The organism is Mesorhizobium sp. M0894, from assembly GCF_040319725.1.
In the GTDB taxonomy this organism is placed as follows: domain Bacteria; phylum Pseudomonadota; class Alphaproteobacteria; order Rhizobiales; family Rhizobiaceae; genus Mesorhizobium.
In genome coordinates, this window is record NZ_JAMYOG010000005.1 from 370177 (window position 1) to 392138 (window position 21962).

Annotated in this window: 20 protein-coding genes and 2 pseudogenes; 15 read left to right on the forward strand and 7 right to left on the reverse strand. The window is 58.0% G+C overall.

Annotated features, from left to right (window positions below):
• The first annotated feature begins 49 nt into the window (after positions 1-49).
• The 13 genes from NKH91_RS13250 (at position 50) to NKH91_RS13310 (ending at position 13363) form a co-directional block, all read left to right on the forward strand.
• Positions 50-670: a class I SAM-dependent methyltransferase gene (locus NKH91_RS13250; protein ID WP_352885212.1), complete on the forward strand. Its 621-nt coding sequence runs from the start codon at positions 50-52 to the stop codon at positions 668-670.
• A 37-nt stretch (positions 671-707) separates the two neighbouring features.
• Positions 708-1178: a hypothetical protein gene (locus NKH91_RS13255; RefSeq protein WP_352885213.1), complete on the forward strand. Its 471-nt coding sequence runs from the start codon at positions 708-710 to the stop codon at positions 1176-1178.
• Between the two features lie 277 nt (positions 1179-1455).
• Complete coding sequence (locus tag NKH91_RS13260) at positions 1456-1944, forward strand: hypothetical protein (RefSeq protein WP_352885215.1); 489 nt, start codon at positions 1456-1458, stop codon at positions 1942-1944.
• 139 nt (positions 1945-2083) lie between these two features.
• Positions 2084-2341, forward strand: coding sequence for a hypothetical protein (locus NKH91_RS13265; protein ID WP_352885217.1), 258 nt, complete (start codon positions 2084-2086; stop codon positions 2339-2341).
• A 126-nt stretch (positions 2342-2467) separates the two neighbouring features.
• Positions 2468-3277, forward strand: coding sequence for a tyrosine-protein phosphatase (locus NKH91_RS13270; protein ID WP_352885219.1), 810 nt, complete (start codon positions 2468-2470; stop codon positions 3275-3277).
• Entirely contained in the window at positions 3277-4065 is a 789-nt protein-coding gene (locus NKH91_RS13275; RefSeq protein WP_352885221.1) for a polysaccharide biosynthesis/export family protein, read from the forward strand. Before NKH91_RS13270 ends, NKH91_RS13275 begins: the two co-directional genes overlap by 1 nt.
• A 46-nt stretch (positions 4066-4111) precedes the next feature.
• Complete coding sequence (locus tag NKH91_RS13280; RefSeq protein WP_352885223.1) at positions 4112-6496, forward strand: GumC family protein; 2385 nt, start codon at positions 4112-4114, stop codon at positions 6494-6496.
• On the forward strand, positions 6462-7643 hold the full coding sequence (locus NKH91_RS13285) for a tetratricopeptide repeat protein (RefSeq protein WP_352950975.1): 1182 nt from the start codon (positions 6462-6464) through the stop codon (positions 7641-7643). Before NKH91_RS13280 ends, NKH91_RS13285 begins: the two co-directional genes overlap by 35 nt.
• Positions 7640-8956: an O-antigen ligase family protein gene (locus NKH91_RS13290; protein ID WP_352885227.1), complete on the forward strand. Its 1317-nt coding sequence runs from the start codon at positions 7640-7642 to the stop codon at positions 8954-8956. The genes NKH91_RS13285 and NKH91_RS13290 overlap by 4 nt, the downstream gene beginning before the upstream one ends.
• A 378-nt stretch (positions 8957-9334) precedes the next feature.
• Positions 9335-10240 carry a sulfate adenylyltransferase subunit CysD gene (cysD, locus tag NKH91_RS13295; RefSeq protein ID WP_352592078.1) on the forward strand — a complete coding sequence of 302 codons (906 nt, stop codon included), beginning with the start codon at positions 9335-9337 and terminating at the stop codon, positions 10238-10240.
• A 2-nt stretch (positions 10241-10242) separates the two neighbouring features.
• Positions 10243-12180: a sulfate adenylyltransferase subunit CysN gene (cysN, locus tag NKH91_RS13300; RefSeq protein ID WP_352885229.1), complete on the forward strand. Its 1938-nt coding sequence runs from the start codon at positions 10243-10245 to the stop codon at positions 12178-12180.
• Positions 12181-12190: 10 nt separating this feature from the next.
• Positions 12191-12979: a 3'(2'),5'-bisphosphate nucleotidase CysQ gene (cysQ, locus tag NKH91_RS13305; protein WP_352549127.1), complete on the forward strand. Its 789-nt coding sequence runs from the start codon at positions 12191-12193 to the stop codon at positions 12977-12979.
• A gap of 234 nt (positions 12980-13213) precedes the next feature.
• Positions 13214-13363: a type II toxin-antitoxin system VapB family antitoxin gene (locus NKH91_RS13310; protein ID WP_352549073.1), complete on the forward strand. Its 150-nt coding sequence runs from the start codon at positions 13214-13216 to the stop codon at positions 13361-13363.
• Positions 13364-13614: 251 nt separating this feature from the next.
• Here NKH91_RS13310 and NKH91_RS13315 read toward each other — a convergent pair whose 3' ends face one another.
• The gene (locus NKH91_RS13315; protein ID WP_352849689.1) at positions 13615-15201 is read right to left on the reverse strand and encodes an adenylate/guanylate cyclase domain-containing protein; all 1587 of its coding nucleotides are present in this window, start codon (positions 15199-15201) and stop codon (positions 13615-13617) included.
• A gap of 321 nt (positions 15202-15522) precedes the next feature.
• On the opposite strand from NKH91_RS13315, the pseudogene NKH91_RS13320 reads away from it, so the two are divergent.
• Positions 15523-15759 (forward strand): annotated as a pseudogene (locus NKH91_RS13320) (inositol monophosphatase family protein); the annotation flags it as partial.
• Between the two features lie 118 nt (positions 15760-15877).
• Positions 15878-16144 carry a DUF6429 family protein gene (locus NKH91_RS13325; protein WP_023721790.1) on the forward strand — a complete coding sequence of 89 codons (267 nt, stop codon included), beginning with the start codon at positions 15878-15880 and terminating at the stop codon, positions 16142-16144.
• A 312-nt stretch (positions 16145-16456) separates the two neighbouring features.
• Here the strand turns inward: NKH91_RS13325 and NKH91_RS13330 are convergent, their stop codons facing one another.
• The 6 genes and pseudogenes from NKH91_RS13330 to NKH91_RS13355 form a co-directional block, all read right to left on the reverse strand.
• Positions 16457-17005 (reverse strand): class I SAM-dependent methyltransferase, encoded by a 549-nt coding sequence (locus NKH91_RS13330; protein ID WP_156948240.1) that lies wholly within the window; start codon positions 17003-17005, stop codon positions 16457-16459.
• A 124-nt stretch (positions 17006-17129) separates the two neighbouring features.
• Positions 17130-18068: a PA3715 family protein gene (locus NKH91_RS13335; protein WP_352885231.1), complete on the reverse strand. Its 939-nt coding sequence runs from the start codon at positions 18066-18068 to the stop codon at positions 17130-17132.
• Positions 18069-18485: 417 nt separating this feature from the next.
• Positions 18486-18614, reverse strand: coding sequence for a hypothetical protein (locus NKH91_RS13340; RefSeq protein WP_352885232.1), 129 nt, complete (start codon positions 18612-18614; stop codon positions 18486-18488).
• Positions 18605-18799 (reverse strand): hypothetical protein, encoded by a 195-nt coding sequence (locus tag NKH91_RS13345; RefSeq protein WP_352885234.1) that lies wholly within the window; start codon positions 18797-18799, stop codon positions 18605-18607. Before NKH91_RS13345 ends, NKH91_RS13340 begins: the two co-directional genes overlap by 10 nt.
• Before the next feature lie 72 nt (positions 18800-18871).
• On the reverse strand, positions 18872-21172 hold the full coding sequence (locus tag NKH91_RS13350; protein ID WP_352885235.1) for an AGE family epimerase/isomerase: 2301 nt from the start codon (positions 21170-21172) through the stop codon (positions 18872-18874).
• Positions 21173-21184: 12 nt separating this feature from the next.
• Positions 21185-21962 (reverse strand): annotated as a pseudogene (locus NKH91_RS13355) (phosphohexomutase domain-containing protein); the annotation flags it as partial.

A 21962-nucleotide genomic window follows, 5' to 3' on the forward strand; every position in this document is an offset into this window, starting at 1 on the left:
TAATCGCATCGATTGTTTAACGGTAAAGTAGCAGTTCTAGGAGAGTTGCATGAGCGAAGAACTAAATGCCGAATATCTCTATGTCTCTCATGAGACAAATGATTCTCACAATATATTATTGCCTGCTGTTGACAAAATCGTGAAGGAATTTTCTCCCTCTACTATCTTTGATTTAGGTTGTGGAAACGGAAGTGTTGCTAAACACCTTAGCGACAGGTGTGTGGTAACGGGGATAGATCCGTCAAAATCCGCTGTGGCGATCGCCAATAAAGCCTATCCAGACATCAGGATTGAGAACGGATCTGCATACGATGACCTGCGAGCCCGCTATGGTACATTTGACATGGTCCTCAGTCTCGAAGTCGTCGAGCACCTTTATGATCCGAGGGCATTTGCTAGGAACGTCTACGAACTCCTCAATCCAGGTGGTGTAGCGGTCATTTCTACGCCGTATCACGGTTACATCAAGAATTTGGCTCTGGCTGTAACTGGCCGTATGGATGCACATTTCTGGGCGTTGTGGGATGGTGGCCATATCAAATTTTGGTCAATCCAAACCCTTAGCGCGCTGCTCAACGAGGTCGGGCTGGAGGTTGTACGTTTCGAACGGGTGGGGCGTATCCCTTCGCTTGCGAAGAGCATGATAGCGATCGCGCAAAAGCCTAAGTAAATACGCTACAAGATAGCAACTGCCAGGGAGAGGGGCTTTGTCGCTCAGGGTGATCGGATTGCTCGCGCTTGCGATCCTGCTATTTGTTGTTGTTTTTCTTGTGATTATCATAGAGATGGGAACACTCCGTCGCCCGCCGGGTCCAAAACCACGCGAGATACTCGCACCATTCGACGGCCAGCTCTATGTTCTCTCCCTCGACGACCTCCGCGTCGGCCCCCGCAAGATCGTGCTGTGCGGCGTGACTTTCAGCAAGCCTCAATCCATGCGGCCGGCGCTAACGTTGGAAGCGCGCCGGTATCAGGGGCTCGCCTTGACGTGCAAGCCCGTAGGCTCGGGGACGCCTTGCGACGGCAACGTCGCGCCAAAGTTTCGTGACGCCGTCGTGGTGCAGTGCCTCACGTCCGACGGTACGGATCTGGCTGCAAAGCTCGTCGAGGCCGGCATCCTATGCGGACAGCCCGCGCAAGCGGGCTCGACCTACAAGTCTTGCTTGCCAGGCTCGTAGCTCCTGCGGACCCTGCGCAAAGCGCCGAAACGATGGCGACGCCATCGCCGCTAGGGACGCCAGATTGGCTCGCTGGCAACCGGCTCTATTGCGGCCGGCTGTAAAGATGATACATTTCGACATTCTAATGGTGTGTTCAATCAACCACACCGAAACCAAAAATTATCTCGCATCTGCGAAACGGGTTGGAATCAGCGCAGAAAGCTGTTACGCGCTTTATCAGTACCTTAATGGCTGGGTGGGCCTCAGGTAACGTGGGACAGAAGGATTGATGCGGATGAACCTAGTTGTGAAAAGTGCGTTGGCCGGAATTGTTGTGTTGGCCGGCTTCGCTCCGGTGTCGTCTTTCGCGCAGGATGGGTCGTGCACCTGCGCAACTGCCTATCAAGGCGTAAATCCGATTGGATCTATCGGGAACGTCAATGGCAACGTAATGGTCTCCCAGGTGGCTGGCTATGGCCCGGCGCAAGCGGGCGGTGCGCTCGATTTCGGCAGCCGCGTCGTAGTTGGCAGCAAGGGGTCGGCTTCGGTTAATGTTGGCAGCTGCAATTTGAGCGTGCCGGCCAATTCGACCCTTGATATCTCCCGCGTCGAGAACAAGATTTGCCTCAATGTTCTCGGTTCTGAGCACACCGCCCAAACGGGCAATTCGACGGGGGCTTCCAATAACAATACGCCGCTCTTCATCTTTGGCGGCCTGGCTCTTGGGGCCGGTGTTCTGGCTGCGACGGCGGACAAAGATCACGGCCACGCCGTTAGCGACTAAGTAGATCGTAAATAGGGCAATGGCAGCAGAGGCGCATGGCGTTTCTGCTGCGTGTCTATTGTTGGCGACAGGACCTGGCGTGTATGCTGGTGTCGTAGCCGGTGTATCAGCCGATCGCTTAGGCCAAGGTGACACGCGGATGTCTGAGGCTAGCGAACATGCCGGGATGAAGGGCGAAATTCCGATCTATCCAGCCAACATGGCCGAATCGCAATCGTCCGTTTCGCCGTTATGCGTCGGTGCGAATTGCAGTTTCGACATTCCGGCGGCGGTTAAAGTCGATCCCGGGAAAGGCGGCATGTGCGTAGCGCTGGACACATCGGGACTTCGCCTTGCGCCAACTCTGTTGGGTGGCGCCGTTGTCAGCCTGTGTGATGACAACTCTCTCAGCCAGTAGCTGGAGCCTAGGCTTCATCGCATCGCATGAGCTTGACACATGCGCCACTCGCTGTACGGCGGGTGACGCATTTATGTGTTTTTGGGATGACGTCGCTACATTGCTTTGTTGCAGTCACAAACGCCCATGATCGATCTGCATTCCCATATCTTGCCCGGCCTCGACGACGGCTCACCCAGTCTTGCTGAATCGCTGGAAATGGCTCGATTGGCGGTGGCCGACGGAACGACCCACATGGCGTGCACACCGCACGTGACTCCCGGCGTATACGAAAACGGAACATCGAACATTGTCCGGGCGGTTCAAGAGTTGCACCAGGCGCTGCGCCGCGCCGCCATACCACTTGCTCTCTACGTCGGCGCCGATGTTCACATAGCACCGAATCTTCCGGATCAATTGGCCTCTGGCAGCGTCCCGACCTTAAACAGGTCCCGCTATTTTCTGTTCGAACCGCCTCATCATGTCCTGCCTCCACGAATGGAGGATCTTGCCATACGCCTTATAAACGCCGGGTTCATCCCGATTCTTACTCACCCCGAGCGTTTGACCTGGATCAAAACGAATTACGACGTTATCGAGAGGTTGAATGCAGTGGGCTGCCTTATCCAGCTTACCGCAGACTCGATTGTTGGTGCTTTTGGACGCACGGCGCTTTATTATTCGGAAAAGCTGATTGACGAGGGCAGGGTGGATATCATCGCATCGGATACGCATAGCGCTACCCGCCGTCGTCCTGGGCTTTCGCAGGCGGTTGCTGCTGCCGCTAAGCGATGCGGGGAAGACGAGGCCCGCAACATGGTGTTGAAACGTCCAGGCGAAATATTGGCGAACCGGCCCATCGAAGCGGTCGGAAAAGCACGTCCGAACAAAACAAACGCCGGCAATGCTGGCCGCTTTGGAGGTTTGGGCCGCTTGTTTAAGGGCGGGACAGCGTAATGGGAATTTTTCGTTTTGCAGAAGGCCACATAAACACGATACTCGTCTTGCTTGCTTCACTTGCAATATCGGCATGCACGAGCACCTCGTCGACGACACCATCTTCATCGAGTTCGGTCGATGCGCTTCAATTGACGTCGTCATCGACGCCACTTGCGGGTGGCGGTGCTCTGCAGGTGGTGAAGGACTTGCCCGCGCCCCAAAATACCCAGAACGGCAGCGAGCAGCCATTGTCTCCGAACGATGTGCTCGAGGTGAATGTGTTTCAGGTCGACAATCTGAACAGAACGGTTCAAGTCGATGCTGGCGGGCAGATTTCGCTCCCGCTTATCGGAACCATCACCGCGGCAGGAAAAACCGTCCGTCAGTTGGAGCAGGAAGTCGAAACCTCCTACGGCGCCAAATACCTGCAGTCGCCTGACGTAACGATTTTCGTAAAGGAATCGATTGGACAGCGCATAACGGTCGATGGGGAAGTCAACAAGGCTGGTCTCTATCCGGTGTCGAGCAATTCGTCTCTCATCGATGCAATTGCTCTGGCTGGAGGGTTCAATAATGTTGGCGATGCAAAAAAGGTCTTTGTCTATCGCAATATCGGTCCAAACAAATTGGTAGCTAATTACAATGTTGAGGCGATTCGTGGTGGCAAGAGCGGCAATCCACGCATCTATGGCGGCGACACGATTGTCGTCTTCGCCTCAAAATCGAAAATTGCCATGAACAATCTCAAGGACGCCCTCGGTGTCGCCTCAAGTGCGGCCCGAATTGCCGTGGTCCCGGGATTATAGGTCGCAGCCGGTCAGAATATAGTCGAATCTAGGATCACCTCGCACCATGCTCGATCGCAACAGGCAGCATCAAATTGCAGGTCCAGGACATGGCCAAGCCTTGTCCGCCGATCTCTATTATGATGGTGGGCAAAACTATAGCCCCTATGGCCGCGACTATTCGGAGCAGGAACAAGGCTTCAATCCACTCAAGCTATTCTTCTACGTCGTCCAGTATCGGTGGCTGTTCGTCATTATGATGGCGGCCGGGCTTGTCGCCGGTGTCATTATAACGATGATGCAGACCCCGAAATACCAGGCAACGACGCAATTGGAAGTGCTGGTCCCTTCGGCCAAGGTCTTCCAAGACATAGAGGTCGTTTCTGAAAATGCCGACGTGCGGGCCTTCCTCACTGCCCGTGAAAAGCTTAAAAGCCGTGCGTTAGCGCAGCGTGTTGTATTTCAACTAGGTCTCAGCGAAAAACCGGACTTCCTGTTTCCCACGCCGAATTTCTCACTCGGCAATATCTTCTATCGCGCGTTCGGCGTTTCCAAATCGCCTTCCATTGAGGAGAAAACGCCGGAGCAGCGTGAGGAAATTGCGATCAGGCGCATTTTGGACGACCTCACGGTCAATCTGGTCACCAGCACAAGCCTGCTGTCGATCACGTTCGTTGACCAAAAGCCAAAATATGCAAGTGATGTAGCCAACCAGGTTGCGCAAAGCTTTATTGACCAACGCCTCGACCAGACCGGCGAAACATCCGACCTGGCGCGGCAATTCATCCAGGAACAGGTCCTGCAGGTAAAGCAGAAGCTTCAGAAATCGGAAGAAGAACTGGTCGCGTATGCGAAGGATGCCGGCATCACGATAACCGGTGACGATAAGTCGCTAATAGGGTCGAACATCGAGGCGCTGAATACCGCCCTTGCGACGGCCATTCAGGATCGTCTCGATGCCGGACGTGTGGTGGACCAGATAGATAAAGGCCGCGGTTCGAGCTTGGCCCCCGTCCTGGAAAGCGAAGGCCTGCAGAAGCTCAGTGAAAAGCTGGCGGATTTGACCAGCCAGTACCAGCAGAAGCTGGGCATTCTCAAGCCCGGCTTTCCAGAAATGCAGCAGCTACAGTCACAGATCAAGGAGTTGCAACGGCTCTATAACAACGGCGTGCTTGCTATAACCGATTCACTCCGGCTGAAATATCAGGAGGCGCAGAACAAGGAGGCCGACCTCAAGACTAAACTTGCTGAGATGGAAAAGCAGCAGGTTATCTTCAATGACAAGAACATCAAATACACGATCCTCAAGCGCGAGGTTGATTCGAACCGGTCACAATATGACAATCTTATCGCCAAGCTGAACGAGGTTGGTGTCAGCTCCGAACTCAAGACGCAAAGTGCTGCAATCGTCGATTTCGCGGCAGTGCCGGATCGCCCATATTCCCCACGCTTGACCATCAATCTTGCGATTGCGTTGGCCCTTTTCATGGCTCTGAGCGCGTCGGTCATTTATGTCATTGAACTGCTGAACAACACCTTCACCAATCCCGAGCAGGTTGAAAAGGAGCTCGGCTTGGCGATGCTCGGCATCTTGCCGCTGGTCGATGACCGGGAACTCATGGCCAGTATTGCCGATCAGAAATCCGGCCTGTCGGAGGCCTATCGTTCGCTTCGAACATCGCTGCAGTTTTCCGGTGCGGAAGGCGCGCCACGATCACTGGTCGTCACGAGTTCGGAGCCTTCGGAAGGCAAGTCGACCACATCGTACAAACTCGGCCAAGATTTTGCCGCGCTCGGCGCAAGGGTTCTCATTGTGGACGGCGATCTTCGCAAACCGAACCTTCATCGCCTGTTTGGTCTCGACAATACGATCGGGCTAAGCAATCTTTTGACAAACACCGTTCGCAAAGAGGATCTGGCGAGCATCTTCAGGGCGACCAAATATCCCAACGTGACGGTTCTAACGTCTGGAACGATTCCTCCAAATCCCGCCGATCTGCTCTCCTCACCGAAAATGGCTTTGATCATAACCAATCTCGGCAAGCGCTTCGATCTTGTTATCATCGACGCGCCGCCGATCGTCGGCCTTTCGGATGCTCCTATTCTAAGCCGGCTTGCCGAAGGCACGTTGATGGTCATCTCGACAAATCAGGTGACACGCAAGTCGGCCAAGACCGCGTTGAAGCGCCTGCGAGCTGCTGGCGCAAACGTGGTGGGAGCCGCGATGTCAAAGTTTGCGGTGAACAAATTCGACTACAACTACGCCTACAAATACATGAACTATCAGTACTACAACTACGGCACGGACACGAGTACTCCGAAGATTGAGGGCAAAGTCGATGATGGAGCAGGCCAGCCCGCTTATGCAAAACCTACGGCGTTCAAGCGTTTGGTTCGTCGCGTCCGTTCTAGTGTTGGTGGCTTCCTCGATCGGGCTAAGTCGATTTCTTGAGACCGAAACACCAACCGTCTCTCTTGCGCTCGATCCGTTCAACGTTGATGCGTTAGTAGCTGAAATCACCAGCGAGCTGAACGACACGAACAATGCTCCCGATCTTGATGCCTTGCTTGCCAGGGCCAGAGGCGCGCTCGCCTTCGATCTGGCGGATGCGCGGCTCTACAGTCTGATTGGCGAGATCAAATACCGGCAGGGCGAAAAGGACGAGGCCTACGAGTTCTTCGACCAAGCCCGAAAGCTGTCCAAAACCGAAATCCATGCGCTACAGAGATCCATTACCCGCGCAGTGGAAACGGGCGATTTGTCAAAGGCCGTTGGCGAGATCGATATACTGCTGCGGCGTTGGCCGGAGCAATTTTCGGCCATCGCCGAAGGCATGCCGAGAATTCTTTCAAATCCCGCTGGATACCAAGCGGTGCTGACGGCCATTAGAGCGGAAGCCCCGTGGAGAGGCAGCCTGTTTGTCGCTCTTAACAAAACTCCCGAAGGGCTCGACTTCGCAAATCGGCTGCTGCTCGACCTGACCGGATCAAGCGCATCGCCGAAGTCAAACGAACTGGCCGGTGTGATCAGTGGCTATATTCGTCAGAAGCAATATGAACAAGCTTATCGGCTGTTCCTTTTCAGCCTGTCTGATGAAGAGCGGAAATTAGGCGAATACATTTTCAACAGTACCTTTGAAGTGGTGCCAAGTGGCAAACCCTTCGATTGGCAGGTCAGCAATCAGTCGGGCTTGGAAGTTACATTCGCAACATCCCGGGACGCGGTAGAGGGCGAGGGCGGGGCAACGGTCCGGTTCTTGAACACGCCTGTCAAGAACGCAGCGCTTCAGCAATATATTCAACTGCCACCAGGCTCGTACAAGATTTCCCTGATAGCCTCAGCACGAAACCTAAAGCTTCCAAAGGAATTGTTCTGGTCCATCAGATGTGTTGACCCAGCGGGAGAAATAGCGCGATTCAACATTCCTGAAGGCACATATAACCGTCAAAAGCTGAGGCAGGATTTTTCGGTCGGATCGACTGCATGTCCCCTGCAGTTACTGACGCTGCAGACCGCCGCCATTGCCGAGAGCTGGCGGTTTCGATATGTCGGTACATTGGTAATGCACAAATTAAGCATTGAGAGACTTCCATCTTGAACGACCGGCCGTCGGAATGGAATAAATATCTCCTCGGCACGGTCTTGTTTATATCGCTGCTGATCGGTGGTGGTACTGCGAGCGGCCTTTATACTGACACTTTGATCGAGGTCGTCGCAATTGTCTCGGCTGCGGCCGTCTTCTCCCAACCCCCTGGCCAGAGAAGCCCCCACTCAGTTCTGTGGCTGCTGATCTCCGCCGTAGCGTTGATCGTTTTGCAAATCGTCCCATTGCCAGCGGGCATATTCACCGGGTTGCGGCCGCAGCTTCTGCTCGGAGATCCCTGGGTTGGAGAAAGCCGATTTCGCTTCATCAGCGTTGGCGTCGGCCGCACGGTCGAAAGTTTGCTCTATCTGCTGGCTGCAGCGGCGTTTTTTTTGGCCATATTGCGTTTGCGTGCCGAGCAGGTCAGCGCGCTTCTTCCGTTTTTCTTAATGGGCGTGATCTGCAATGGTTTGGCGGGAGCGATTCAATATTCGCTCTCAGACGACATCGCTATTGAGGGACTGTTGCCGTTTACGATCAATGCAGGGCTTTTTGCCAACCGGAACCATTTCGCGGCTTTGCTTTTTGTGTCGATCCCCTTCGTCGTTTACCATGGTCTCGTCCGTGGGCGCCTTTTGTCCGGGTTACTTGGATTGGTCACACTTTTGCTGCTGCTTTTGGCAGCCGGTTCGCGTGCCGGTGTTCTGATTGGGTTGGCGATCACCGTATTGTCCGTGATCTTTCTCTCAGCTCGTTCAAGGGCGAGCGGGTTCAGCGTTCTCCTGATTTTTGTCGGGCTTTCGATCTACACGATCGGCGCCTGGACCAAGATCGACGTGGAGGCAATCGATCCGGCTTTTGGGCGAGGAGAATTCGCCCGAACCACAATCGAGGGGATCAAGAACAATTGGGCGACAGGTGTCGGATTTGGAAATTTTCAAAAAGCCTATCAAATTTACGAAAAGGGGGGCATGATTTTCAGGCAATACGTCAATCATGCCCACAATGAATACCTTGAAATAGCATTCGAAGGTGGAATTCCGGCCATCGTGCTGATGGCGGGTTATTTCGTATTGCTTTTGGCTGCATTGGCCAGGGTTCGCCGCGACCCGCTTCAGAAAGCCGCACTTCTCTCAGTATCTTTTCTTCTCATTCATTCGCTGGTCGACTATCCGCTGCGAACCGGGGCGCTGGCGATGACCTTTGCCTATATGAACGCCATCATCTTCCATAAAGGGTTTGCGGAACGCTTGACTCGCAAGAGTGAGATGATCGAGATCGACCACAATGGCGACAAGCTGTTTGTTCCCATCGGAACTTCGTCTTAGTGATCCGGTCGCCACGACTGGCACCGCCTGAATGAGGTGGGACCCGTTACCGCTTGCCGACTCACAGGTTCCGCGGCGAACGCCCTAAAACCGCCAGCTCTGGTGCTTCCAAGCCCAGGCAATATTTTCCTGCCCCTCCCAAGCGCAACTGGTCGCTGGGCAGAAATTTCCCGATTATGCCGGCTGTATGGAAAATTCATTCCCGAACCATTCGGCCGCAGGCTTGTCTTGCATTGTTCTGAGCAGGAACGATCTGCTAGAACGCCACCACGAGAGATAGATTTGTCCAAAAGTGCAGCTTGAACCGGGCGACTGAAGATCGCGTCCGTTGATGATACAGGCCCTTCTGTGGATGGCACGAAAGAACGCTCACAGTCCATGAACATCGCGCTTACGCACCTTCAGCGGCTCGAGGCCGAATCCATCCATATTTTTCGCGAGGTGGCCGCGGCCTTTGCCAAGCCGGTGATGCTCTATTCGGTCGGCAAGGATTCATCCGTGCTCATGCACCTGGCGATGAAGGCGTTTTATCCGGCCAAGCCGCCCTTTCCCTTTCTTCATGTCGATACGACCTGGAAATTCCGTGAGATGATCGCCTTTCGCGACCATATGCAGCAAAAGCTCGGCTTCGACCTCCTTGTCCACGTCAATGAAGACGGCGTGCGCGACAACATCAATCCGTTCGACCACGGCTCCAACACCCACACGCATGTGATGAAGACGGTTGCCCTGCGGCAGGCGCTCGACAAATACGGGTTTGACGCCGCCTTCGGTGGCGCCCGACGCGACGAGGAGAAGTCGCGCGCCAAGGAGCGGATCTTTTCGTTCCGCAACGCTCAGCACGTCTGGGATCCGAAGAACCAGCGGCCGGAGATGTGGAAGATTTTCAACACCCGTATCGCTGCCGGCGAATCGATCAGGGTGTTTCCACTGTCGAACTGGACCGAGCTCGACATCTGGCAATACATTCTCCAGGAGGACATCCCGATCGTGCCGCTGTATCTGGCCAAGGAGCGGCCGGTCGTCGAGCGCGACGGCATGCTCATCCTGAGGGACGACGAGCGCATGCAGCTGCGGCCCGGCGAGACGGTGGAGAACCGGATGGTGCGGTTCCGCACGCTCGGCTGCTATCCGCTGACCGGCGCGATCGACTCGGAAGCCGACACTCTGGAGGCGATAGTCGGCGAAATGCTCACGGCGCGCACTTCAGAACGGCAAGGTCGCCTGATCGACCGTGACGAAGCCGGCTCGATGGAAAAGAAGAAGCGCGAGGGGTATTTCTGAGTATGCGCCACATCATGGCCAAGAGCCTCGCCCCGACCGACGGCGTCCGCGACTATCTGGCGGCGCAGGAACGAAAGTCGCTGCTGCGCTTCCTGACCTGCGGCTCGGTCGACGACGGCAAGTCGACGCTGATCGGGCGCCTGCTTTCCGACACCAAGCAGATTTTCGAGGACCAGCTGGCCACGCTCGAGCGCGATTCGCGCAAGCACGGCACGACCGGCGACGACGTCGACTTCGCGCTGCTGGTCGACGGCCTCGAGGCCGAGCGCGAGCAAGGCATTACTATCGACGTCGCCTATCGCTTCTTCGCCACGCCAAAGCGCAAGTTCATCGTCGCCGACACGCCCGGCCACGAACAGTATACCCGCAACATGGCGACGGGTGCATCGACGGCCGATCTCGCCATCGTGCTGATCGATGCTCGTCAGGGCGTACTGCGCCAGACAAGGCGGCATTCGATCATTGCCTCGCTTCTGGGCATTCGCCACATCGTGCTCGCCGTCAACAAGATCGATCTTGTCGGCTTCGACGAGGCGGTCTTTAAACGGATCGTCGCGGATTACGGGCAGTTCTCACGTGAACTCGGCTTCCAGACGATCGTGCCCATTCCGATGTCGGCCCGCTACGGCGACAACGTTACTGGCCGTTCCGATAGGACGGACTGGTATTCCGGCCCGACGCTGATCGAACATCTCGAAACTGTCTCGGTCGACGAGGCCGCGGTCGAATTGCCGTTCCGGTTTCCTGTCCAATATGTGAACCGTCCCAATCTTGATTTTCGCGGTTTCGCCGGCACCATCGCCTCCGGCTCGGTTGCGCCCGGCGACGAGGTTGTCGTCGCGAAATCGGGCAAGTCCTCCCGTGTCAGGCGCATCGTTTCGCATGGCGGCGACCTTCAGCAGGCTGTCGCCGGCCAGGCCATTACCCTCGTCCTCGACGACGAGGTCGAGGTCTCGCGCGGCAACATGCTGGTGTCGCCGGCAGCGCGGCCGCAGGTCGCCGACCAGTTCGCCGCCAACATCGTCTGGTTCGACGAACATGCGCTACTGCCTGGCCGCTCCTACATCCTGCGCACCGAGACCGACCAGACCAGCGCCACCGTCACCGACCTGAAATATCGGGTCAACGTCAACGACTTTGCCCATGAGGCGGCCAAGTCGCTTGAGATGAACGAAGTCGGGATCTGCAACATCTCGACGCGGTCGCCGATCGCCTTCGATCCGTTTGCCGAAAACCGCACCACCGGCGCCTTCATCCTGATCGACCGCATCACCAATGCCACGGTCGGTGCCGGCATGATCCTGCATTCGCTGCGTCGCGCCGAAAACATCCACTGGCAGTCGCTCGATGTCGGCAAGCGCGCCCGCGCCGATATGAAGAACCAGCGGCCGGCGGTGTTCTGGTTCACCGGGCTTTCGGGCTCAGGCAAATCGACCATCGCCAACCTGTTTGAAAAGAAGCTCTTCGCCACCGGGCGCCATACCTACATTCTGGATGGCGACAACGTCCGGCACGGGCTCAACCGCGATCTCGGCTTCACCGACGCCGATCGTGTCGAAAACATTCGCCGCGTCGCCGAAGTGGCGCGTCTAATGGCCGACGCCGGGCTGATCGTCATCGTGTCGTTCATTTCGCCGTTCAGCGCCGAGCGGCGCATGGCGCGCGAATTGATGGCCGACGGCGAATTCGTCGAGGTGTTTGTCGACACCCCCTTCGAGGAATGCGCCAGGCGCGATCCGAAGGGTCTTTATGCGCGGGCATTGAATGGCGAGATCAAGAATTTCACCGGCGTCGATTCACCGTATGAGGTGCCGGAAAAACCTGAAATCCATCTCAAGACACTCGGCAAATCGGCCGAGGAGATGGTGGACGCCCTGGAACACTGGCTGAACGAGCGGGACATTGCCGAAGACCAATATGATAACGGCGGCGGTATCTGACGACGAAGCGATGCTCGCCGTCTTCGAGCACCTTGCCTTGGCGGCAGGGCGCGAGGTGATGCGCGTCTTTCGTGCTGGCTGTGCGGTCGACAGCAAGTCGGACAGTTCGCCAGTGACGGAGGCGGATCGCGAGAGCGAGAAGATCATCCTTGCCGGGCTACGTGTCGCATTTCCAGAGATTCCATGCGTGGCCGAGGAGGAAGCCTCTGCCGGCATCATGGCGCCGGATCTCGGCGACGCCTTCTTCCTCATCGATCCGCTCGACGGCACCAGGGAGTTCGTCAACCGGCGGACCGATTTCACTGTCAACATCGCACTGGTACGCCATGGCGTGCCGGAGATCGGGGTCGTTTTCGCGCCTTGCACCGGCCGCTTCTTTTCCGGCCGGCCGGGCAAAGCGGAAACGATCGAGATCAATGACGACTACGAGATCGTCGATCGCCAGCCGATTTCGGCAAGGGCCGGTATGGTGCCGCTGACCGTCGTTGCCAGCCGCTCCCACAACACGCCGGAAACCGACGCCTATATCCGCGCGCTGGGCGCTGCCGAGATCGTCTCGGTCGGCTCGTCGCTGAAATTCTGCCTTGTCGCCGGCGCCGAGGCGGACGTCTATCCCCGCTTCGGCCGCACCATGGAGTGGGATACTGCCGCGGGCGACGCGGTGCTACGCGCCGCCGGCGGCATGACGCGCACGCTGGATGGTGAGCCGCTCGCCTACGGCAAGCGCAACCAGAGTGACGACGAGGATTTCGCCAACCCGCATTTTATCGCAAGCGGCAAGGCTGCTGGATTTGACTAGACGGTGATTGCGCAGTTCCAGACCCGTACGAAACTGCGGGTGTTGCAAGTGACTTATGCAAGCGACCTCAGATACTGCTCGAAATCTGTAAACGCAGCGGTACGATCCCCATCCAGCCGATAGTTGGGTCGGCGTGGCCGATTCGCTTCGTGTCCGGTCGATGCTGCGGGGCCTTCACACGGTGTATCCAAATTGCTGTATACCGATACACTTGAACGGCTATACGAGCGAGTGATGGCGTCCCACATCAAAAATCCCGAGACCGACGCACTGGCCCGCCGGGTCGCCGCACTTAAGAGGACTGGTCTGACAGAGGCCGTGCATGCCGCGCTCAAGCATGAGCTTGAGCGCGAACAGGCGAACAGGCTAGACCGTCCCTGGTAGAGATCGGCGTCAGGTTCTGCCGTGATCGGCGAGCCCGGGGCAAGCCTGATCACGGCAGGCCCGCCGACAAGGCGTTTCGCGACAGCCTGTACGAGAATGACTGATGTTCATCGACGCCTCGGCCCTGACGGCGCTGATGACCAACGAGGTTGATGCGCGCGAACTCCTGGCCAGGATCCGGCGCGGCTGAACGGTGTTGAACCGGACTTTACTTGGCTGGCCACGGTCCAGATTGGATCACGTTCAAGAACCTAAAATGCGGCGGGCTTGCTTCGGATGGTTAAGGCCAGGAGCGCCTCCGAAAGTCGTTTCTTCGCTCGCTCCACCCCGTTCTCGTCGATTGCCTCAACATCGAGGAACAAGTCGAGACCAGTCGCATGCTCGCTGATGACCTGAGGGCGCTGGGCGAGTTCACCCAGGAGGCCCTCGACTTCGTAGGGGACAACCTCCCGGCTGATCCCCTTCATGGCAATCGGTGCTAATGGACGCGCCCGGACAAGGTCGCGCACGAGCGCGTAAGTCTCATAGCTGAGGCAGATGCCGCCGGGCTCGGCAATCGACTGCAGCCGGGCCGCCAAGTTCGCCTCGGCTCCAATAATCGTGTAGTCCATCCGATCATCGGAACCGAAGTTCCCAACATTGCAATAGCCCGTGTTGATGCCCATGCGAGCTCGGAAGGGCCGTTCAACTCCGCGGTCATGCCACACCCTGTTCAACTGCTCCAGCCGACGCTGCATGTCGACAGCCATGCGCAAGCAGGCTCTCGCGTCTTCCTCGACGCCCTGCGTCTCGGGGTCTCCGAAGAACACAAGAAGCGCGTCGCCGATGAACTTGTCGACGGTGCCGCCGTGTTTGAGCGCGATCGTCGACATCTCGGTGAAGTACTCGTTGAGGAGAAGCGTCAGGTCCTCGGGCTGGAGCCGTTCCACGATCGCGGTGAAATCCTTGACGTCGGAGAAAAAGATCGTGAGCTTCTTGCGCTCGGTTGCGATGGTGACGTCCTTCTGGCCGCTGAAGATGCTTTTGTAGATTTGAGGCGAAAGGTATTTGGCGATCTTCAATGAAATCGCGGCCAGAAAGTCGTTTGCCTCGGAAAGCTCCTTGTTGATGCCCTGAATCAACGCGGACTGCCGACGCTGCAGGAGAATGAACGTCAGGCCCGCCGCCGCCGCGAAACCGAAATATAGGAGCAGATACTTGAAGGTCAGCACGTTCGCAGCAATAGGCTGATTGACTGATATCTCCTGGATCCCTCGGACATCCCCTACCTTCCAGTCCGTCTTGGGGCTGTCCGGGTGTGAGTTATGGCAGGTCACGCACACTTGTCCCATTATGACAGGGGCCGCCGCGCGGACCTGCCGGTCAAACAGTGAGCCCGAGACTTCGATGATCGGCTCCTTCGGGTTGGCGCGCAAAGCCAAGATTGCATTCCGCTCGAAAACATCGAGCTGGTGGGGCGCGCGACCTTTGAAAGGCAGATCCGAGACGAACCGATATTTGACCGACCCGTCATGAGCGCTGATGCGCTTGCCGAGTTCGATCGAGAGGGTTGCTGGAATAGGGATCGCACCTGGCACGTCCCGATAGTTGTGCGTCGCGGTCACGGCGCCGTTAGCTTGCAGCACGCGTCCCACGACGTCGCTGCCGTAGAATCCGCGCATTTCGTCGATGATCCGGCTGATTTCGCTGGCTTGCCTGCGCAGCATCCGTTCCGATAGGTCTCGGAGGTCGAGCCAGGCTGCGACGGGCAGACCGACAAGGCCGATGACCACTGCCGCCACCAGGAGCGGTCCCATGGTGCGCTGCTGACGCGCAATCTGTTCGCCCAGTCCAGCCATTGTGCAAGCGCCCGCCCGTCATTAGCATCTGAACTATAGCTCATTCCCGGCACGGTACCAGAGTCAGTCTTGGCCCGATGAAAACACGTCAGCCCTGCAACGTCGGACCGACCTTGAACGGTTGTTGCTACCCGACCCTCACAGCGGATTTCGCATTCTGGCGCTAGACGGGCAGTGAATCAGTGAAGGGGATGTCGCAAAGTCGGTTATGGCCCGGAATGCGCTCCGCGATAACCGCTCAGGGGTCAAAATTCACCTCTGGCAAGGTTGAGACTTCTGCGGCCGAAGAGCGCGTCGGAAAAGAGAGTGTCCCGCCAAACGTATCCGCGTTTCGGCCGCACTATGGAATGGGACACCGCGGCGGGTGACGCGGTGCTGCGCGCTGCCGGCGGCATAACGCGCACGCTGGATAGCGCGCCGCTCGCCTGCGGTAAGCGCAACCAGAGCGACGACGAGGATTTCGCCAATCCGCATTTCATTGCCAGCGGGCAAGGGCTGCCACGGCCGCTTAGGCACCATGATGAACTCGGATCCCATCCCGGCTCGTCCCCCCAATGACGCCGTCGCGGATGCGACGCCTGAGTGAGGCACTTGTTTTCAGGCGAACGCTCGTGGCAGGGAGTAACCATCCGGTGTGGATCGTGGCAGAGGCCCTTTCGCGTGTTAGACTGCTTGCATGGAGATCGACACCGACAAGATCGACGAAGCCGTTTTGGGCCTGCTTTGGCTGACGCTGCATGAAGAGAGGCGCGCCTGGAAGGGGTTGGATTGGAATGCTCTGGATCGCTTGCACGAGAAGGGGCTGATCGCGAATCCAGCAAACAAGGCGAAGTCAGTGGTTCTGACAGATGAAGGACTGCGGCGTGCGGAGGAGCAATTCCGAGCCCTGTTCACCCGCCCGGCGCCACGAGCCATGAGCGCTGGGCGGGCGCCTAAGAAATGATGGCGCACATGGTTGAATTTCGACAGTGGCGGCGCGCTGACCGCAGGCGGGACGGCCAATGCTCTCGCCGTGGCGGCCAAATTCTTCTTCCGCTACTTATGCCAACGGGCGCATCCTGGCCGTCAAGGCACTAGCAGACAACACCGTAGCCGCAACCCTCAATGTCATCGGTATTGGCGCGAAGCCCATTCGCAAGATGCTTTCTGCCGGCGAATCAGCGCTCCCCGGGGCCGAGCTGCAGGCAGGCAGCGGGTCTGCGCCCGCTGCTGGCACATGGATGTTGGTGGGCAGACTACCACAAGGAATGTGTCATCATGGCTGCGGATTTCCGAAGGCAGGTTTCTCAAGAACGAGCACATGACTACCAAGAGGGGATGTGTGAGTGCTCTTAACTTGGAATCCCTCGTCGGACAGCGTTTCGATGAATTCGCCATCCGTTCCAGGCGGAACGCGGGCAACAACGTTTGAGGTGCGCCTCACAATATTGGAAAGCACCCTTCGCGCCTTGCCTGGGCCGATGTTGCGCTGCATGTGCTGATAGACGGCCAGCAGCAGGACGATATCGTATTTCGGTAGAAGGATATTGCCGAGGCGCCGGCTGCCAAGATTCAGGCGATCGAACCGGGCATGTACCGGGGAGCCGCTCAACAACATCTTTGCAGTCTCGATATGCGGCTTGGCAATGTCGATCCCATGGATCGAACTGGGTTTCAGCTTGGATATCTCATAGGCGACAACACCCATATTGCAGCCAACATCGAGAATGGATTTTCCAGCGTAGTCGACCTTTGCGGAGAATAGCCCGTCCAGTCTGTCGTCCCACGTTCCGGCAAAACCCCTTTTGAATCTTGACCACCACAAATCATCAGCTCCTTTGGGAAGAGCCCCCTTGAGCGCCTCCTACCACGAGAGAATTAATGGTCGATACCCATTCAACTGGAATTGATCACATTGACGAACCAAGGCAGGGACGTGTGCGGCCGCGTCACAACCCCATCACCCTGAGTGCCGCCGGAACCGGATAGCGGTTGCCGTCATAGCGCAGCCGGTAGGTCCGCTTCACAGACTTGGCGGGATGGGACTTGCATTCGCCATCTTTGTCGGGGGAGGGATTGTCGGTATCCGTCCGCTCGACCGCAATGATGTCACGATAGCCGTGGTGGCGCGCCGGGCTCATCGCCAGGCTGACCTGGCTGGAATGAAACGATCCAGCGCAACTGGCATCGCCTTCGCCGCCATGGCCAGCCACCACGAAGCCGTCGAGCACCAAGCGCAGCGCATCGCTGGCGACGGCATAGAGCCGCAGGTCGGTTTCAGTGAAGGGATTGGCCTGCGAATGGTTTGCCATTTCGATGCGCAGGCCGAAGGCGGTGACCTCAGGGGCCAGTGCATAGCGGCCGGTGTCGAATTCCACCTTACGGATCGCGATGGCATCATCGGTCATCAGTCCAGGCTGGAGCAGGCGCTGGCGCACCCGCAGGCTCTTTCTATCGACGACCAGTAGCTCGATATCGCCGACATGAAGGTGGTCGCTGTTAGCGCTGTCGATCAGCGGTACCGCGACCAAAAGCAGGTCATCATGAGCCGGCCAGATCTTGCAGGCCAGGCCGAATGGCGCATCGCTCTCCGGGAGCGTTGAGACGATGCTGGTATGGGGTTCAAGCGTGAACGAGGCGCCGTCGGCGCTCTTTCGGGCCTTGGGATAGGCCTGCTGCACCAGGGCGGCGGCATCGCCGCAATCGCCGGCCGCTGCCAGGGCGGGCGACAGGCTGGCGAGGGCGGCGCCGAGCAACAGGACAGGCAACACTATTCGCATGGAGTTCTCGCGTCGCAGGGGTGGGTTCGGCCAGGGCCCTTCTACGCGAGATTGGTGGCGGCGCACAGGGTGTAGGGAAGTGACGGCCAGCTCCACCCGCTGCGTCATGACCATAGGTATCCTGGAAAGTCGTAAACTCCGAGCTCGCTTAGGAACGGTGACCATGAGAACGCCGCCCGAGCGGCTTTTGCCAATGCTGTTCGAGCTACCTGAAACAGATACTGACAATGTGATCTCGGTTGCCTTGTCGCGCTCCGACTAGATAAAGAAGCGCTTGGACAAGAAACCTCTTCAAAACCGGACCGTCGGGCGCAGCTTCTAGGGTGTACATTCCAAAATTAACTCGGCATGACCTCCGTTTCTGACCCCCTGAGCCGGGCGCGTTCGCTGTCGGCGCGGTATCCGAAGCAGAACCAATGCGGCGCCTGCTTCGGCTTTCCGAGACCCCAGCTTGTCTTTCCTTGAGACTTGGCAGCACGGCGCGTTCAACGGAACCGTGCTACCTTCAATGTACAGCCAGTCCAATCAGCCGGCGGGCTTGTAAACGCCGGCAGCCTTTTTGGCAACTGCGAGCACCGCCTTCATGTCGAGTTCTTCGAGGACAACGAGGTCGTTTACCCAGCCGCTTGCCCGCACCGCCAATGCTAGGTCCATCCCATCGGCCTGGTCCGGAACTTCAGCATTGATGACAATATCAAGGCGCCGCGAGTAAACATCATGCCGGACACCTTGCCGCCAACGCTTTCAAAAAGCGCCTTGATTGCAGCTTCCCGGTCTGAGCCCTGTATCAATCCCTTATAGGCATGGGGCGGATAGTTTGCCAGTATTGTCACTTTCATGGGTATTCCTCCCTATCTTGTACTAGTTTAGTTATTGATCCTTCCAACACGGAGCTATGGTGGACAGTTGGGTCAGCCGTAACCCTGCATCGCAACGCTCTTGCTCGTATCCAAAGCTGGCAGCGGGAAAGGTTCGACCTGCCCTGCGGTCTTGTCCAGATACTGCATCAAGGCCGTCACGAGGTGGTAGAAAATGCTCGCGGGAACCTCCGTTGCCAGTGACCTTCCGCGCTCGTCAATCCTGTCGATCCACAAGCCAAGCGGTGCGGGATCGATATGCCATTTGAAGAGGCGGGCGACACGAGCTTCGATCTCGGGCTTCAGATCAGGCCCGCCGATGCCGTCCAGGGCGACAGCCGCCTTGACGGCTTCGCATTGCGGCCAGCTGCGGGAGAGCCGGTCGAAGGGAATTCCCTGCCGCGACACGGCTGCATAAGCCAGGCCCGTGGCCCGGTTCAATCCGCTGGCGATCGCCGACGAATAGAGCTTCCTGGCGTAGGCTGCCAAGTCTTTCTGCCCGCTTGCCCGCGCGAACTCGACGAGGAGCGAAGCCCATTCGAAATGGTGCCCCGGTTCGGTCCACTGTCCCTCGTCTCCCGGCAACGGTAGCCAATCGACGTCGAAATGTTCCCCAAGCGTCCAGCTCTCCTGGTCGAAGAAATGGCACCGGAAGAGATCGACGACGCGTGCCGCCCGACGGAGATATGCACGCTCGCCGGTGACGCCATGCCAGGCAAGGAAGGATTCCAGCATGTGCATGTGCGGGTTCGAGAACCGCACCCCCTTCCAGCCGGGGGTCTCGAGGAAGCCGTTCAGGCTGACGTCCTCGAGATGGGTGTCGATGAAATAGAACGTCTCTTGTGCCAGCTGCAGGGCATCCTGATGGCCGCATCGGTGAGCATGGGCAAGCGCCAGGAGCACGCAGGAATGGTCGTAGGCGTCCTCCGTCGGGTCAGCCACGCTGCCGTCGCAATTAAGGGTGCGCACCCAGCCACCGCGATCGGTGCGGCCGTGTCTGGCGATGAACTCGATGCCGTGGTCGATGAGCTTGTCGGCCGGTCCAATCCAGCCGCGTTCTTTGGCCACCGCGAACGCGTAAATCTGGCGAGCCATCGTGCGCGTGCGCTTGGGTTTGCCCAACGGCCTTGCATCGAAACCGAGCGCCTCGTGGAAGCCGCCATACGCATCGTCGACACCTGCAGTGGACCTCAGCGGCAGGGTTTCGTTGAAGAGCCAGTGCTCGACCCGCTTGCGCCATGACCCGCTGATGATGACCCGGTCGTCCGACCCCGTGAACTTCGTTTCAAGGCGTCCGCTCTTCTCGAGTTGTTCGACGACTTTCTTCACGTTCTGGCTGTGGCTGACAGGAGCGACGAATACCGCGTCCGGTGTCGTCACCACCGCCACATGCTTCATTCCAATGACTGTCAGCAGTCTGCCCTGGCTTCTGAGATAGGAGTTGCCGCAATCCATGGCGAGCACGTCGCCCATTACGACATTGCCGTCGCGGTCCGTCGGGCTGGCTTCGAGCAGCGATTGCCACGATCCAAGGTCGTTCCAGCGGAAGGAAGCCGTAACCATCGCAATACCGCGTGCATGCTCCATGACTGCGTAGTCGATCGACGTCGACGGGACAGCCGAATAGAAGCCCTGGGGCAGGTAGATGCCCAAGACGTCGGTCCGTGCAGCCTTATAGGCCCGTTCCGCGGTGTCCCAGATGTCTGGCCGGAACTCGAGAAATGCCTTCCGCATCGTGTCGGCACGAAACAGGAAGATGCCGGCGTTCCAGTAGAATCTTCCCGAAGCCACATATTTGCGGGCCGTCTCGGCATTGGGCTTTTCGACAAAGTGCAAAACGGCGGCCACTCCGTCACCAGTTGCCCCAACCTCGATGTAACCGTAGCCGGTTTCGGGATGCGTCGGCTTGATGCCGAGCACGACAATGCTGCCTGATTCGGCGGCAGGCATGCCCGCCTCGACGGTTTCCCAGAATTGCGTTTCGGTGGATATCTGATGGTCGGAAGGGACCACGAGCACAAGCGCGGCGCCGCCATATTCGGAGATCGTGTGCAAGGTGGCTGTGGCCACCGCAGCGGCGGTATTGCGGCCGACGGGCTCGAAAATCGGTCTGCCGCCGTTCAGACCGAGCGGACCGATGTCCGAGATAACGCGGTCGGCATGCCGTTCGGAGGCTATCAGATAGATCGGCGTCTCGCCGTCCGAGCGCGCCTTGAGGCGTCGGACAGTCTTCGCAAGCATGGAGCCGTCGCCCGAAAGGTCGTGGAATTGCTTGGGATTGTCTTCGCGCGAGAGCGGCCACAGCCGTGACCCGACGCCCCCGCTCATCACAAAACTGACGATCCGCTCCGGCATGATCCAGTCCTCTCAAAATGTCTGGTTGTAGGCTCCGACCTCTGGATTGCGGCGCAGCACGGCATCGACAGCCTCGAACATCTCGCGACGTCGTTCCGGCGAGACAGGGCTTTCCACGACGACAACAGTTTCCGGCTTGTTCGACGAGGCCCTGACCAGACCCCAGGTGCCGTCTTGGGCAACGACACGCACCCATTCACGGTGACGAGATTGGCCGGCGGCTGGCCAGCGAACTCGATCCCGTCCGCCTTCATTTTCGTGAATTCCCCGACAACTTTCGCGACCACGCCGCATTTCACCTCGTCGGCGCAATGTGGCGACATGGTCGGCGTGCCGAAGGTCAGCGGCAGATCGCGGTAGAGATCGGCCATGCTGCTTTGCGGGCTGCGGTCCAGCATCTGGCAGATGGCGATGGCCGTGACCAGGCCATCGTCATAGCCGCGGCCAATCGGCGGATTGAAGAAGAAGAAGTGGCCCGATTTCTCAAAACCGGCGACAGCGCCGAGTTCGGCGACCCGCCGTTTGATATAGGAATGACCGGTTTTCCAATAGTCGGTGACCGCGCCATTTCCCTGCAACACCTTGTCAGTCATGAACAATCCGGTCGACTTGACGTCGACGACGAAAGTCGAGCCGGGATAGAGGTGTGAGATGTCGCGCGCGAGCATGACGCCGACCTTGTCGGCGAAGATCTCGTTGCCTTCCGTCGACCACGCCGCAGCGGTCGCCGTCGCCGTCGAAGCCGAGCCCGACATCGGCGCCAGTTTCCAGCACCTTGTCGCGAATGGCG

Excerpts from the sequence above, each read along its gene's own strand:
- NKH91_RS13250 (WP_352885212.1), top strand. The coding sequence starts at position 50 with ATGAGCGAAGAACTAAATGCCGAATATCTCTATGTCTCTCATGAGACA.
- NKH91_RS13310 (WP_352549073.1), top strand. The coding sequence starts at position 13,214 with ATGGCGTCCCACATCAAAAATCCCGAGACCGACGCACTGGCCCGCCGG.
- NKH91_RS13275 (WP_352885221.1), top strand. The coding sequence starts at position 3,277 with ATGGGAATTTTTCGTTTTGCAGAAGGCCACATAAACACGATACTCGTC.
- NKH91_RS13345 (WP_352885234.1), bottom strand. The coding sequence starts at position 18,799 with ATGAAAGTGACAATACTGGCAAACTATCCGCCCCATGCCTATAAGGGA.
- NKH91_RS13340 (WP_352885232.1), bottom strand. The coding sequence starts at position 18,614 with ATGGACCTAGCATTGGCGGTGCGGGCAAGCGGCTGGGTAAACGACCTC.
- cysN (WP_352885229.1), top strand. The coding sequence starts at position 10,243 with ATGCGCCACATCATGGCCAAGAGCCTCGCCCCGACCGACGGCGTCCGC.
- NKH91_RS13265 (WP_352885217.1), top strand. The coding sequence starts at position 2,084 with ATGTCTGAGGCTAGCGAACATGCCGGGATGAAGGGCGAAATTCCGATC.
- cysD (WP_352592078.1), top strand. The coding sequence starts at position 9,335 with ATGAACATCGCGCTTACGCACCTTCAGCGGCTCGAGGCCGAATCCATC.
- cysQ (WP_352549127.1), top strand. The coding sequence starts at position 12,191 with ATGCTCGCCGTCTTCGAGCACCTTGCCTTGGCGGCAGGGCGCGAGGTG.
- NKH91_RS13260 (WP_352885215.1), top strand. The coding sequence starts at position 1,456 with ATGAACCTAGTTGTGAAAAGTGCGTTGGCCGGAATTGTTGTGTTGGCC.
- NKH91_RS13335 (WP_352885231.1), bottom strand. The coding sequence starts at position 18,068 with ATGACGCAGCGGGTGGAGCTGGCCGTCACTTCCCTACACCCTGTGCGC.
- NKH91_RS13270 (WP_352885219.1), top strand. The coding sequence starts at position 2,468 with ATGATCGATCTGCATTCCCATATCTTGCCCGGCCTCGACGACGGCTCA.
- NKH91_RS13280 (WP_352885223.1), top strand. The coding sequence starts at position 4,112 with ATGCTCGATCGCAACAGGCAGCATCAAATTGCAGGTCCAGGACATGGC.
- NKH91_RS13350 (WP_352885235.1), bottom strand. The coding sequence starts at position 21,172 with ATGCCGGAGCGGATCGTCAGTTTTGTGATGAGCGGGGGCGTCGGGTCA.
- NKH91_RS13325 (WP_023721790.1), top strand. The coding sequence starts at position 15,878 with ATGGAGATCGACACCGACAAGATCGACGAAGCCGTTTTGGGCCTGCTT.
- NKH91_RS13315 (WP_352849689.1), bottom strand. The coding sequence starts at position 15,201 with ATGGCTGGACTGGGCGAACAGATTGCGCGTCAGCAGCGCACCATGGGA.